Origin of the sequence: Streptomyces sp. NPDC048506 (genome assembly GCF_040651315.1) — a bacterium.
In the GTDB taxonomy this organism is placed as follows: domain Bacteria; phylum Actinomycetota; class Actinomycetes; order Streptomycetales; family Streptomycetaceae; genus Streptomyces.
The window spans coordinates 24969-38308 of the sequence record NZ_JBEZIX010000038.1 but is presented as its reverse complement, the minus strand read 5'-3'; the positions used below and the strand labels follow the sequence as shown (position 1 = coordinate 38308).

At 69.2% G+C, this 13340-nt stretch carries 10 protein-coding genes and 2 pseudogenes; 1 reads left to right on the top strand and 11 read right to left on the bottom strand.

Translation table 11 applies throughout. The features are described 5' to 3' along the window. Window positions 1–1004: 1004 nt before the first annotated feature. Window positions 1005–1463, top strand: a complete 459-nt coding sequence (locus AB0C96_RS27940; RefSeq protein WP_362920981.1) for an Lrp/AsnC family transcriptional regulator — start codon at window positions 1005–1007, stop codon at window positions 1461–1463. A 389-nt stretch (window positions 1464–1852) separates the two neighbouring features. Here the strand turns inward: AB0C96_RS27940 and aspA are convergent. From aspA to AB0C96_RS27885, 11 genes and pseudogenes are all read right to left on the bottom strand, one after another. Continuing rightward, a pseudogene (gene aspA / locus AB0C96_RS27935) lies at window positions 1853–2080 on the bottom strand (aspartate ammonia-lyase); the annotation flags it as partial. 63 nt (window positions 2081–2143) lie between these two features. Beyond that, entirely contained in the window at window positions 2144–3571 is a 1428-nt protein-coding gene (locus AB0C96_RS27930) for an aldehyde dehydrogenase family protein (RefSeq protein ID WP_362920979.1), read from the bottom strand. Continuing rightward, a complete protein-coding gene (locus tag AB0C96_RS27925) occupies window positions 3564–4655 on the bottom strand; it encodes a homoserine dehydrogenase (RefSeq protein ID WP_362920977.1) in 1092 nt (363 codons plus the stop codon). Before AB0C96_RS27925 ends, AB0C96_RS27930 begins: the two co-directional genes overlap by 8 nt. A gap of 623 nt (window positions 4656–5278) precedes the next feature. Further along, window positions 5279–5947 (bottom strand): GDSL-type esterase/lipase family protein, encoded by a 669-nt coding sequence (locus AB0C96_RS27920; protein ID WP_362920975.1) that lies wholly within the window; start codon window positions 5945–5947, stop codon window positions 5279–5281. A 575-nt stretch (window positions 5948–6522) separates the two neighbouring features. Continuing rightward, on the bottom strand, window positions 6523–7461 hold the full coding sequence (locus AB0C96_RS27915; RefSeq protein WP_362920974.1) for a YcxB family protein: 939 nt from the start codon (window positions 7459–7461) through the stop codon (window positions 6523–6525). A gap of 304 nt (window positions 7462–7765) precedes the next feature. Continuing rightward, window positions 7766–8956 (bottom strand): 4-hydroxybenzoate 3-monooxygenase, encoded by a 1191-nt coding sequence (locus AB0C96_RS27910; protein ID WP_362920972.1) that lies wholly within the window; start codon window positions 8954–8956, stop codon window positions 7766–7768. Between the two features lie 200 nt (window positions 8957–9156). Further along, the gene (locus tag AB0C96_RS27905; RefSeq protein ID WP_362920971.1) at window positions 9157–9942 is read right to left on the bottom strand and encodes an AraC family transcriptional regulator; all 786 of its coding nucleotides are present in this window, start codon (window positions 9940–9942) and stop codon (window positions 9157–9159) included. A gap of 157 nt (window positions 9943–10099) precedes the next feature. Further along, window positions 10100–10237 (bottom strand): annotated as a pseudogene (locus AB0C96_RS27900) (site-specific integrase); the annotation flags it as partial. Window positions 10238–10506: 269 nt separating this feature from the next. Next, window positions 10507–10929 (bottom strand): hypothetical protein, encoded by a 423-nt coding sequence (locus tag AB0C96_RS27895; protein WP_362920969.1) that lies wholly within the window; start codon window positions 10927–10929, stop codon window positions 10507–10509. Between the two features lie 257 nt (window positions 10930–11186). Further along, window positions 11187–11723 carry a hypothetical protein gene (locus AB0C96_RS27890; RefSeq protein WP_362920967.1) on the bottom strand — a complete coding sequence of 179 codons (537 nt, stop codon included), beginning with the start codon at window positions 11721–11723 and terminating at the stop codon, window positions 11187–11189. 229 nt (window positions 11724–11952) lie between these two features. Then, entirely contained in the window at window positions 11953–13161 is a 1209-nt protein-coding gene (locus AB0C96_RS27885; protein ID WP_362920965.1) for a PP2C family protein-serine/threonine phosphatase, read from the bottom strand. Window positions 13162–13340: the final 179 nt, after the last annotated feature.

Below are 13340 nucleotides of genomic sequence, written 5' to 3'. Positions count from 1 at the left end.
AAGTACTCCACATGCAGACAATCGCCAGGTGGCCAAAATGGATCACTCGTGAGGGCCGGCGAGACCCCGCCGGAAGCCCCGGCCAGAGCCCCGGCCGGAGCCCCGAGGAGATCACTTCCTCCCACCGCACCGCGTGAACAGCGGGCTCCCTACAGACTCAGCTACCACTGGACTGTGCAGGCGCCTAACGCTGCACCACCAGCCCCATAGATGTCATTTCAGCCAGCCGCGCCCGCTGTGCCGTCAGTGCGTGTGGCGTGCAATCGCCCCATGATCTCAACCGTCCACCGGGCATCGCGCCAGCCACCCGACGCGTCCGAGCCGCAAGACGGCGTCTCCACATCCACCGGACAGCACGGCGGCGCCAGGCCTCTACAGCCTGCGCGAACCAGCACGGCCCGGCCTCCGCAGTCCCCGCTCGCACCCCGGCAGTCACGCACCTGTGCCATCCTCGACACTCCCGCCGGCCACACCGCACTCCTCGTCGTCGCAGCCGACCTGCTGCAGTCCGCGCCCATCGGCGACCACCCCGCACTCATCGAACCGCTACGTCGCCTCGTAGCATCCGCCGCCCAGTAGCCCGGCGCGAAGACGGAGTGGGGTCCGGCGGTGCCTCTCGCCCCACCCAGAAGACTCCTCGCCGTCCTCACGACGCATCGCGTCGGCATCTCTGGAGCACCGGCCGGCCCCCGGCTACTGCGATGCCCTCCTTACATCGCGGCCCGGAGCCCAGGCTTCGACTGGAGAGACAGCCCGGTCGATGTCGAGCTCTGCTGCTCGTCGCGCTTGGTGCCCCGACCACTACAGCGCCCGGGAACGGTGCCGGCCATCGCGGCGATCCCGGTCGGCGTCGCCGTTGGGACCCGGGGTGTGGCGCGCGCTCGACGCGCCACTCGCCAGAGGTAGGAGCGAAGCAATAATGATGTTGCAGCGCAGCTGCATTGCCGACCGGCAAGCCCCCGACAGCATGGAACGACTACCGGAGCCTCAGGAGGCCGTCCGCCGTGGACGCCATCGACGAGAAGATCATCGCCGAGCTCACCCGTAACGCCCGTATCTCGCACGCCGAGTTGGCCAGCCGGGTCCGCCTGTCCCGCAATGCCGTACGCCAGCGCATCGAAAGGCTGGAACGGCAGGGGCACATCGCCGGATACACGATCGTCCGCCAGCCAAAAGACAGTGAGGGCGACGTCGTATCGGCTCTGGTACTCGTCTACCGTCAGGACCGCATGCGAGGCGGTGAGGTTCTCGCTGCACTCAAGCGCATCCCCGAGGTCGTCATCTGTGAGGTCCTCAGCGGTGACTTCGATCTCATGGTGCGGCTGGAAGCACTGTCTCTGGAACGCATTCGGAGCATCTGGGAAGATATTGCCCAGATGCCCGGCGTACGTGACACGGTCACGGCTCTCACCTTGTCCAGGGTCGTCGACCGCCCGCGAGCAGGGAAAGGTTCTACGGCATAGGTGAGCAGTCCGGTTGCCCGTTCCCTGCCGAGCAGCCCTGCTCGGAGCACGAGGTCCGCCACGTCCGCCCCAGTTGCGAGAGCCTGTTCGGCGATCTGGGTGGCTGCCGCGCAGCCGATGTGCCAGGTCACAGCCGTCACCGAGCCCACTGACCGGGCGCTCTGCCGGGCCGACCGCTCCTCGTTGGCGGTGATCCCGTCAACGCAGCGCGTGCGCAGCGCTGACAGCCCCGCGTGAGCCGCTGGATTGAAGTGAGCAGCAGGTGCCCGATCAGCGGCTCGAAGGCGTCCAGCTGGAGCTGCCCGTTCTCGGCGGCCAACGTGAGACACGTCGGCGCCGGCCAGGGGCGCGATGACCTCGTCGGCGTTCATGTCGGTGCTGGTGCCGGGGCCGCCCTGGATGGCGTCTACGCGGAACTCCTGGTGGTGGCGGCCGGCCTCGATGGCCTGGTAGGCCGTCTCGATGGCCTGCGCGGTGTTCGGCTCCAGCACACCGATCTCCCTGTTGGCCAGGGCCGCAGCAGGCTTGACGGTGGCCAACGCCCGGACCGGAGACGGATGTGCGGCAAGTGGGACGCCGCTTGCCTGGAAGTTCTCCAGTTCCCGGGCTGTGTGCACCCCGGTAGGCGTCGTCCGGGACCGGGAGTTCCCCCAGGGAGTCGCGCTCGATGCGGAAGGCTGTCACCACACCGTGTCCAGCTGATTGACACAGACGACCTTGGGCTGGGTCATCTCCTCAAAGGCGAAACGCACACCCTCGCGGCCCATGCTTCCGTACTTGAACCCGCCGAACGGCATCGCGTCGAACCGGTAGTCGGACGAGTCGTTGATCATCACTCCCCCGGCCTCCAGCAGCCGGGCTGCGGACAGTGCACGGTCCAGACGCGAGGTGAAGATGCCCGCATGCAGGCTGTAGTCGATGGCGTTGGCCTGCTCGATGGCGTCCTCAAAGGACTCGAACGGCTGGAGCACGACGACCGGTGCGAACGCCTCCTCCTGCCAGATCGTGCAACTGGCCGGGACGTCTTCCAGGACCGTCGGCGCATACAGGGAGCCGTCGAGCTCATTGCCGCACAGCAGCACCGCTCCCTCGGCCACCGCGGCCTCGACCTTCCGCTGGGTGGCGCGCCCGGCCTCCTTGGTGATCATGGGGCCGATGTCGGTGCTCTCGTTGAACGGGTCACCGACGCGCAGCAGCTTCGCGCGGGCGACAAAGGCGTCGCGGAAGGGCTCGTACACCTCATGGGCGATGAAAATCCGCTGCGTGCCGATGCAGTTCTGGCCCGCGGCCCAGAACGCGCCGGAGACGCACGACTCCACCGCCGCGTCCAGATCCGCATCGTCCATGACGATGACCGGGGCGTTACCGCCGAGATCCATGGCCAGCTTCTTCAGACCGGCCGTGCGGGAGATGGCTTCACCGGTGGCGAACCCGCCGGTGAACGACACCATGCGCACGTCGGGGGCGGTGACGATCGCAGCACCGAGGTCGGCGCCGCCATTGACAACCGTGACGATCTCCTCGGGCAGGCCGGCCTCGATGAGTGTGGCGACCAGCCGGAGCGCGGACAGCGGGGTGTAAGCGGACGGTTTGAGAATCACCGCGTTGCCGCCGGCGATGGCCGGGCCGAGCTTGTGGGCGACCAGGTTGAGGGGGTCGTTGAACGGGGTGATGGCGGCGATGATGCCGAGGGGTTCGCGGGTGAACCAGCCCCGCCGCTTCTCGGACCCCTCGTAGGCGTCGAAGGGAACGACCTCGCCGGCGTTGCGCCGGGCCTCGGCCGCAGACAGCGCGAGCGTGTTGACCGCGCGGGCGACCTCTTTGCGGGCCTGGGTGATGGTCTTGCCGGCCTCGCTGACGATCAGATGAGCGAAGGACTCGGCACGCAGCTCGACCAGCCGGGCGGTGCGGTCCAGGACGGAGGCCCGGCTGGCGCGTGACAGCGGGGCCGCAGTACGGCGGCCGCGCCTGGCCCGTTGCAGGATGGTGTCGATGGCGGTGGCGTCGACGGTGCGGACCGAGCCGATGGTCTCACCGGTGTAGGGGTTGTGCACGGGCGCCATCCCGGCGCCGAGCTGGATGCTGGGGGGTGCGACGGTGTCAGCCACGGTGGGTCTCCTGAAGAACGCGGTACGTGGGGGCGGTGTCGGCGTCCGCGTGGTGGCGCTGATGGACGGCGATGATGTCCGACAGCAGGGCGTAGGCGGTCTCCATCCGGCCGGCGCCAGGTCCGGACACCGTGACGGTGCCGAGCAGGTCGGTGTGGAAGGCGACCGCGTTGACCGGTCCGGAGATCCCGGCGAGCGGGTGGTGGGCGGGCAGCGCGAGGGGGACCACGCGGGCGTCGACAGTGCCGTCCGCCCGGCGGTTGGCCGAACCGACCAGCTTCCAGCGCAGCCCCTTCGACGCTGCGTCCTGCACCTCCTGCGGTGTGATCTTGGAGATGCCTTCGCGGAAGACGTCCTCGCGGCGCAGGTCGGCGCCGAGGATCTCGTTGGCCAGGATCATGACCTTGAGCTGGACGTCGTGGCCTTCGATGTCGGCGGTGGGATCGGCTTCGGCGTAGCCCAGTTCCTGGGCTTCCGCGATGGCCGCCGGCAGCTCGATGCCTTCTTCGAGCCGGCCGAGGATGTAGTTCGAGGTGCCGTTCATGATGCCCTGCACGCCGGTGATCTGAAGCCCGCCGAACATGCGCCGGGCGGTGCGCAGGATGGGGGTGCCGCTGAGCACCGAGCCCTCGAACTCGAAGCTGACACCGCGCTCGGCGGCCAGCAGCTTGAGTGCCCGGCTGGCGAGAGCGACCGGTCCCTTGTTGGTGGTGCACACGTGCTTGCCGGACTCCAGGGCCCAACGGACGTGGGAGAGGGCGGGCTCGCCGTCCGCGGGGTTGGTGAACGTCGCCTCCACGACGATGTCGGCCGGGACCTCGCGGATCACCCACTCGCTGCGGGAATCGGCGCTTCCGCCCGCCAGGCCCGAGAAGGTCAGCTCGCCGGGTTCGGCCGTCAGCAACGGAGCCAGGTCGATGCCGTCGGAGTCGACCAGGGAACCGGCCCGCAGATCGGTGATCGCAACAACTCGCAGGGTGAAGCCCAGCTCCTTGGCAAGACGGTCCCCGTGCTGGGATATGAGCTCGGCGAGCGCGCGGTTGACACCGCCGAACCCGATGAGGGCGAGGTCGTATCGACCCATGTGACAGCTCCTTCCTCGTCCGCCGCAGCCTTCACGGTGCGGCTGATCAGAGCTTCGCTCCTCGGCCTGTCACCTGCGCCGTGCCACAACGGCCGTGCGGCATGCCGATGTGCACCGTCCTGATGACGATTCGCCCGCCGCCGGACCAGGAGGACTCCCTGGCCCGGCCGGTTGCTCAGCAAGCGGTGAGCGTCTCCTCCGACAGGCCGGGGTGCCCCGGAAGGCATCGCTCCCCTGCTCGGTCCATCGGACGCGGCTGCCGGTCCTGCCCGTACTGGTCAGCACCGCCAATCGTCGGCGGCGCGCGGCCGCCGACCTGCTCCGGGCGGCGAAGAACACCGAGCCCGGGGCCTCGGTCCCGGGCACCGCCGCGGCACTGCGCAGGGCTGTCGCCCCCCACTGCGGCGGGTCACCTCACCTGAGTCCCCAACCTCGTGGCCAGGGGGTTCTTCCTTCGTCGTATGCTCTGCGGCTCTGTGACGTGACTTCGGGAATCTTGAGGCGTTCTCACCTCGTCCGACCGATCCGCAGTCCGACCGATCCGCAGTCGGACCGAAGGCAAGGAGGCTCGGCCGACGAAGCTCCTCGCGATCGCCGGTGTCGCGGGTGATCGCGGGGCCTGGTCACGCGACCAGGCGCAGCCAGGCCGCCGCGAGTGCGGCGTGACCGGCCGGCGTCGGGTGCACGCCGTCCGCGGCCCAGTACTCCGGCCCGGTCGCCGCGGTGAGCTCGGCGAACATGCCGTCGGCGGCGAGCAGATGCGCGCTGTACTTGCGGGCGAGTTTGCGCACGGCCTGGATCTTCGGGTCCAGGTCGGTGCGCCATTTCTTTCGCTCTTCCTCTCCGATGAGCGCGGCACCGGCACCGGCCTCGACGACGCCGTGGATCGGCAGGAGGAACGGCTCGATGAGGATCAGCTTCGTGCCTGCCTCGGCGAGGGGAGCGAGCAGGCGATCATAACCCGCTTCGAACTCCTCCGGGGGGATCACGTACCCCTTCGGGTCCAGCGTGTGCCAGCCCATGTCGTTGACCCCGACGAGGATCGACACCACGTCCGGGCGCGCGTCGAGTACGTCTGTCTGCCAGCGGGCTTCGAGGTCCATCACCTTGTCGCCCGCGTTCGCGGTGTTCAGCCAGGTCACGGGCCGGTCCGGGTAGCGGAGTCCCCACTCGCCCGCGACGCGCAGCGGGTAGCCGAACCCGAGACCGTCTTCGCTCTCCAGCCGTTGGCAGTCGGTGATCGAATCGCCGGTGAACATCACGGTGCTTCCCGGTCGGACAGTGATCGTCATGTGCGCTCCTTGAACTCGGGTGAGGAGAGGAAAGCGGAAACCCACAGCCGAATGGGCACCCGGCAGGACCTCTCGAAAGGTGCCGGACCCCACCGACATCGGACCGACAGCCCCTGAGATGCCACCGACACCACGGCCCCGCCGCCCGATCACCCCTGTTCGAAGCGCCGATCAGCCAGCAGGAGGCTTTACAGGTCTCAACCCGACCCTTTCCACCTCGCCGAGGACTTCGGCGTGCATGAGAAGACCGCGATCCGCTACGCGGACTCCGCCAGCGCTCTCTTGGAGCAGTCCGTCGAATCCGACACGGCTGAGTTCCCGCGGACCCGAGGGCCCATCCCCCGGAATCCGGGCGACGGACGCTCCGGTTCCCGCTGGAGAACCTTCAGTTCGCTGAACCCGCGGGGGACACGGCCCCGGAGTCCTGACCCAGGCACCAGCCGTAAGGTAACCAGTGGCCTTGAGAGCTTCGCTTGCGGCTGGTGACACGGTTCTCACTGCCCTGCTGACTGCGCGGCTTCTGCGGGCCGCCGCCGAGAGATGATCTCCCGGCCCGCTCGGAGACCGTGGCCCGCTCAGAAGTCGTAGCAGACGTAGGCGCCGTCGGGCCCGCGGGCGATCCGGTCCGAGCCCCAGCAGTGGAGCATCGGCCCAACGCGGTACAGGGCGAAGCCACCGGCCAGCAGGACAAGGACGGCAAGCACGGCGGTCACGATCCGCATGGCCGTCATCCGCCGTACGAGCCACCAAGCCCCGGCGACCGCAAGCGCCCCCAGCCCCAGCATGACGGCCGCTATCGGGGCGGTGTTGTTCTGGATCCCGGGAAAGCGGTCTGGGTGCGCGGCCTGTTGGACGGCGGCGAAGGCGAAGAAGAACAGCAACAGCCCCAGCAGCAACAGTCCGACGGAGCCGGCCCCGCGGCCGACGGCCCGACCTCGGCTCCGCGGGCTTCCGGGCGCCCCGGCGGCGTCCGCGCGCACCAGCCGCCGGTCGAGGACCGCCCGCAGCCGGTCCACCTCCTCGGGGTCCGCCACGGCCCGCTTGGGCAGGACGACGAAGCCGACGGCGGACTTGTCGGCGCTGAGAATCACGAACAACTCCGGCGTCTCGACATAGCGCGAGTAGAGGTGCCAGTCGTGGCTGCCCGAGCTGTGCGCGGTGGTGAGCCGGACTCCGGTGTCGTCGACCGTCCCGCAGATGTCCCCCTGCCGTTCGGCGAGCCGGTGGAGGCGGCGCGCCTGCAACCACGGCACCGCAGTCATGAAGGCGACGAAGACCACCAGCCCCGCATACAGCGGCCACGGTGTGTCCCGGTGGCCGGAGCCAGCCGCCGACAGCAGGGCGCCGACGGTCGCGACCGCCACCGTCCAGACCAGCGCCCCGCGCTGAAAGCGTCCCGCACCGGTACTCCTCGCGCGTGCCCGCAGCGCGGACGTCAATTCGCCGACGGTCGGCCGGTAGGCCAGCTCCACCGGTCTCTCGGCGACCGCGCCCGTTTCCCGGCCCTCGGCCATGTCCCCTCCCCGGTTCGGTGATCAACCGGATCGTAGAGGCATTCTCAGCAGCTCCGGCGACCCGGCGGTGGTCGGCACCGTACGTCATCGAGGTCACGTAGTGTTCGGCGGGCCATGTCCGGAGTGCCGCGGTCGACGGTGTACGGGCACCTCGACAAGGCCAGGACCGTGCCCCGCCAACCCAAGAAGACCGCGGTCGCGAAGTCTTGACCACTACCCTTGCGCGCTCGGCCTGGTCCTCAACGCCGTGGTGCTGTGGACCACGCGGTACATCGACGCCGCCGTCAACCTTGGGGGATGTCGTCTAGAGCAGTCCGCCGCTCAGTTCGCCATACAGGCGGCCGGCCGCGGGAGAGTCGTTCAGGCGCTGCAGTTCCGCTCGGGCGATCTCCTTGCGGAAGGCTCCCTCATAGGAGGCGTCGCCGGCGTCGTGCATCAGATCAGTGATCCAGATCGCGTACGCCTGGTAGTTCCAGACGTGGCTCAGGCAGGTGTCGGAGTAGCTGTTGAGCAGACTCGCGTCGCCTTCCCGGACCTTCGCGATGATCGCGTGGGTGAACACCTCGGTGTCGTAGAGGGCGAGGTGGATGCCCTTGGCGCTCATCGGCGGGACGATGTGGGCCGAGTCGCCGAGCAGGTAGAGGCGGCCGTAGCTCATCGGGCTGAACACCACGGACCGCAGAGGCACGATCCGCTTGTCGACGATGCGACCGGTGGGCACGTCGGCGCCGAAGCGGGCTTGCAGCTCGCTCCAGATGCGCTTGTCCGGCCACTGCTCGGGAGTGTCGCCGGCCGGGCACTGGAGATAGAGGCGGCTGGCGTCCGCACCGCGGGGGAACCGTGCGGCCAGGCCGCGGTCGTGGATCGCCATGCCGAAGGGGTCCGTCGGCACCTCGGCCATGATGCTGAGCCAGGAGTACTTGTACTCGTGGGAGTAGAGGGTGAGCGCGTCGGCGGGGACGGAGGCCCGGCTGACGCCGTGGAAACCGTCGCAGCCGGCGACGAAGTCGCAGGTGACGGTTGTGGCCGAGCCGTCGGGGTTGCGGTAGCGCACCGTGGGACGCTCGCTGTCGATGTCTTCCAGACTGACGTCGAGGGCTTCGAAGCGCAGGTCGCCGCCGGCCTCCAGGAAGGCGTCGGTGAGGTTGCGGACGAGGACCTGCTGGGGGCAGAACACCGCGTCGGTGTCGTCGTCTTCGAACCCGATGGGGTACCTGACCCCGTCGATCCAGGTGCCACCGGTGATCTCCTTCGGGGAGGAGTCGTCCTTCACGACGTCCTCAAGCCCCCACTCGCGGAACATCCGTACCCCGCGGCTGTCGACGGTGCCCGCACGCTGCCGCTTCTCGACGTATGCGCGGCCGTGCTTCTCGACGACGATGCAGCCGATGTCGCTGCGCAGGAGGAAGTTGCCGAGCGTGAGCCCGGCCACCCCGGCGCCGATGATGACGACGGTGGTGGTGATAGTGGTGGTGTTCTCCGCTGTCGCAACCATGTGTTTTGCGAGCCTTTCGGCGAAGGGGACAACTGGCCGTGCCGCAGATGCACGGCCGTCGTGCCGCACGGAGAGTGCGGCCTGCTCACCACTGTGGACGCGGCAGTAATCGCCACCAACCGGGATGTGGACAGGAGGTACCGGAAACCCGCCAACATGTCAGCGGGGGGGCGCCGGTCCGCCCATCGGGCCGGAATCGGTTACCTTCTCTGGTTGCGCAGATCGGCCTGGTAGCGGCCGGGGGTCTGGCCGACGATCTCGGTGAAGGCGTCGATGAAACTCGACGGGTTGGACCAGCCGCACTCCGTCGCCGTGTCGGTGACCGACCGGCCCTTGCTGAGCTGCGCCAGGGCATGGTGGATGCGCAGCGTGGTGCGCCAGCGGTGGAAACTCATGCCGAGTTCGGCGTGGAACAGGCGACTCAAGGTCCGCTCGCTGGCTCCCACGGCCCGCCCCAGGTCGGCCAGGGTCGCGCTCCGGCCGGGATCGGCGTGCAGGAGATCGGTGACAGCGCGCAGCCGGTCGTCATCGGGCTCGGGAAGGTGCAGGGACTGCTCGGGAGTTTCGGCGAGCTCGTCGAGCACCACGGCGAGCAGTCGTCGGACGGCGCCGGGGCGGGCTTCCGCTCGGTCGGTCAGCGCCAGCAGGGCCTCGCGCAGCAGGGGGCTCACCGCGAACACGCTGGGGTGTGCCACCAGCTCGCCGCACAGGTCGACCGGGACTGTGACAAGGCGGGCGTCGGTAGTGCCGTAGAAGCGGTGCGAATGCTCGAACCCCGGCGGTGTCCACGTCACGCGGTGAGCGGGAGCGACCCAGGTTCCACGCTCGGTCGTGGTGGCCAGGGCCCCGGCGGCCGCGTACACCAGCTGGCCCTCGGCGTGGGAGTGCGGATCGAGCTGGAAGCCGTGCGGGATCCAGGCCCCGCGGTGAGGCGCGGTCGACGGCGGCAGAGAGGACGTCGGGGCGGATCGGCGGGTTTCCGGCATGGGGCGTCAATTTACCGGCGGAACCGTGCCCGCAACGGCCCGAGAATCGGCTCATACGAGGAGGGACATACCTGCACTGGCCCGGTGGGACGGATGAGTGGCCGCGGAACCGAACCGCAACGGCATGGGCGGCCCCGCCGGCGACGCGGATGCCGACTCAGTGCCGAGCGTCACCCGGCGCGTGCAGGCCGGTGAGTTCGGCGATCGCCACCGGGCAGGGCTTGAAGTAACGGCGGGCGTTCTCCGGCTTCTTGTGCCTCGACTTCGCCATCAGCATCAGCAGCGACGCGCCCTGCTCACGGCTGGCGTGACGCTCAAGCTGGCGGAGGATACACGGGCGCGCCCACACGAGAATCGCCTGCGGACCGCACCCGTGTCGGCGGGGAGCACGCGTCCGGCAGGTCCAGCGCGGCGTACTGCTCCGGATCACCCCCGCGCCCGCGTCGGCCGGGAGCATCGGGCGCCGAAGCGGCCAAGCATCTGGCTTCGCTCGTGACCCGTTGGACAGGACAGTCCGTAGTGTCGCGTGCTGGCCGGGGTGCGGCCCAGGGGGGACGGGTGTGGTCACCACACATGCCACGGCGGTACCGCTGGCGGCACCTGGCGCGGCACGTCCTGGCGTCCGGCCAGCGCATCGAGCCGTTCGATCAGCCTGCGCAACTCGGCCGCGCTGCGGGCCGGGAGGGCGTTCACCATGTCCTCCAGAAGATCCCTGGCGTGGAATGGGTTGCCGCAGCAGTCCCAGTCCAGTTCGTCGCCCCACTCCCAGTCTGCCCACAACTGGCGTTTGGGGAGCCGCACATGGTCCTTCCACAGCCGCACCGCCACTACGGTCTGTCCCGGTTCCAGGTAGGTGCGGGTGCGTTCGATCCGCCGGATCTCGGACATGGTCCGCGCGGACAGGCCGTCGATGTCGGCCTCGGCGTCACGGCCCGGTCGGCGGGCGGGGAGCCCGGCCCGGACGTTGTGCGGGGGCCTACGCGGCATGGGTCCCGTGGTCGTTCGTCATACCGCATATCCTGCCACGCCGGGCGCGAACGAGCCGGGGCGGGGAGTTGCATCCCGCCGCCGCAGTGGGCAATGGCGCGGCAGCGTACCGACCCACGGACACTCCTTTGCCTCCGTACGTCATGTCCCGGACCCAGTACGGATCACCCCCGCGTCGACGGGAGGACGCTCATGCAACGGTTGCCGGGGCGAGGCTGAGCAGGCCTGCGGGAGCGATCCTGAGCGCGACCCGGATTTCACCTGGGATGTGCGGGAGGCCAAACCGGATCATCCGGCGCCGGACGCCCCGACAGACGCGGCAGCGCATCCCCCGCGAGGGACAGCCGACGACGCGCGGTGATGACGAGATCGGACCGAGCCGCGGTCACCCCGGCCTGTAGGTCCAACCAGCTTTCATCGGGAGTCAGACCCCGCCTGATCTTTATGTGCATACGCCACAACTGCTCATCAAGAGCATGTGCGGCCTTCGCGATATCACGGTCGGCAACGACGTTGACCAGGCTGATCGCCTCGTTCCACGGATTCCAGTCAACCGTGGTGGATACGACCATCCCCTGCGCAGCGGACGCGGGACGACTGGCCTCCATCACGCTCAGCCCCGTCAACGCAGCGGACGACTCCTCCAACACACGCAGACACGCCGCCACTTGCTGATCACGGTTCCAACTACGGTCTTGCGCCCGCCTGCTGACCACACTGCCGGCGAAAACGCCGATGAGCGTGGTCAGGACCGCGCCAACAGATGGGACCAGCACGCTCCATATGTCCGTCACCATCCCAGTGTGTGGGGGTGGCAAAGGACCTCTCATCGGTATACCAGGCATACGGCCCAGATATGCGCCAAAGGCCGATGGGCGCTGTCGCCGATTCGACGCACGCTAACCAGTGCGCCCCGGCCTCAGCGCCGGGTCCGCCGGGTCCGCCGGGTCCGCCAAGACCACCGGGACTGTCGGGTCCACCAGGACCACCAGGCTGGCGGGCCCGCTCCGATCGAGGCGGCCTTCACGGGTCCTGCGGGTGCCATTCGAAGAGCAGGATGGTGGCGTCGTCCCGCAGGTCGTTGTGCTGGTAGTCGAGGATGGCGTGGATGAGCAGCCGCAGCACCTCGGCCGGGCGCTGGCCGACGGCGGAGGCGCGGATGATGAAGTCCGTGAACCGGTCGAGGCCGAACTCAACGCCGTTCGTGTCGCGCGCGTCGACCACACCGTCGGTGTAGAGCAGGACGCGATCGCCCGGTTCGAGCGTGGTCTCGTGGACCTGCCGGGCGGTCGGGGCGAGTTCGAGGTGCAGGCCGATCGGTGGTTGCGGGGGGCTGTCCAGCGCCCCGTCGAGGACCCGCTCGGCACGGATCAGCAGCGGTGGCGGGTGTCCGCAGTTGATCCAGTGCAACTTCCCGGTGTTGGCGTCGAGCCGACACACCACACCGGTGCAGAAGTGGTCGGGCAGCCACTGGGCGAGCGCGCGGTCGACGTTGCCGACGAGGTCGGGCAGGTCGGCGCCGCTGCGGCGGGCGTTCCGCGCGCCGGCCATGGCCACCGAGGTGGTCAGGCCGGAGGCCAGATCGTGGCCCATGCCGTCGAGGATCATGGTGTGCAGCACGTGCTTGACCACCGCGTGGTCGAAGGCGTCGCCGCCGACGTCATACGCCGGCTCCAGCACCGCGGTCGACACGCACTGCTTGCTCCCAATGGTGCGGGGCGGCAGGAACGCCCGCAGCATCTCGGCAGGCAGCTGCATGGTCGCGGTGCGGGTACGAGCGGCGATCCAGTCGCTGTAGGCGCGCTTGGAGGTGACGACCATCGCGAGCAGATCGGCCAGCATCCGGCTGCGGCGCATCCGCGGCCCGTCCAGTGTGGCCGTCCGCACCGCCAGCACCCCCAGCCGCTCCGAACCGTCGACCAACGGCACCCAGACGACCACGCCATCGCCGTTGTCCGTCACCCGCGGGGAGACCGTGCGGTACGCCCAGCCGGCCTGCGAGGCGTCCACCGGCAGCGGTTCCAGGGACTCGTCGAGCGGGACGAGCAGCCATTGCTGCAGGTCGACGAGGTAGATCAACGCTGTTTTCAGGCCGAGGGCCAAGGCGCACCGGTTCGCCAGTGCGGGCAAATCCACCGGGAGGACGACCTGCGCCTCGGTGATCAGCTCTTCCAGCAGAGACTCGTCGACGGCGGCGCCGGGATCGGCGGGCACCTGTGATGGGTCCGGCACAGGGACCACCCCTTCCGCACCCAGTCTCACACCGATCACAGCACCTCTCACCTCAGCGCCGCCGGCTCCCACCGCCCTCGCCACCCCCGAGCAGCAGGCAGTCAGCCGACGTCCGACTCCTGAGGTCCACGTCCTCGGCCTGGACGACATGGTCCTGGTGGCTGTGCGGTGTGCCCGCC

Bases quoted from the DNA above. Each gene is read 5' to 3' on its own strand.
- AB0C96_RS27925 (WP_362920977.1), bottom strand. From the start codon at position 4,655: ATGGGTCGATACGACCTCGCCCTCATCGGGTTCGGCGGTGTCAACCGC.
- AB0C96_RS27920 (WP_362920975.1), bottom strand. From the start codon at position 5,947: ATGACGATCACTGTCCGACCGGGAAGCACCGTGATGTTCACCGGCGAT.
- AB0C96_RS27915 (WP_362920974.1), bottom strand. From the start codon at position 7,461: ATGGCCGAGGGCCGGGAAACGGGCGCGGTCGCCGAGAGACCGGTGGAG.
- AB0C96_RS27910 (WP_362920972.1), bottom strand. From the start codon at position 8,956: ATGGTTGCGACAGCGGAGAACACCACCACTATCACCACCACCGTCGTC.
- AB0C96_RS27905 (WP_362920971.1), bottom strand. From the start codon at position 9,942: ATGCCGGAAACCCGCCGATCCGCCCCGACGTCCTCTCTGCCGCCGTCG.
- AB0C96_RS27895 (WP_362920969.1), bottom strand. From the start codon at position 10,929: ATGCCGCGTAGGCCCCCGCACAACGTCCGGGCCGGGCTCCCCGCCCGC.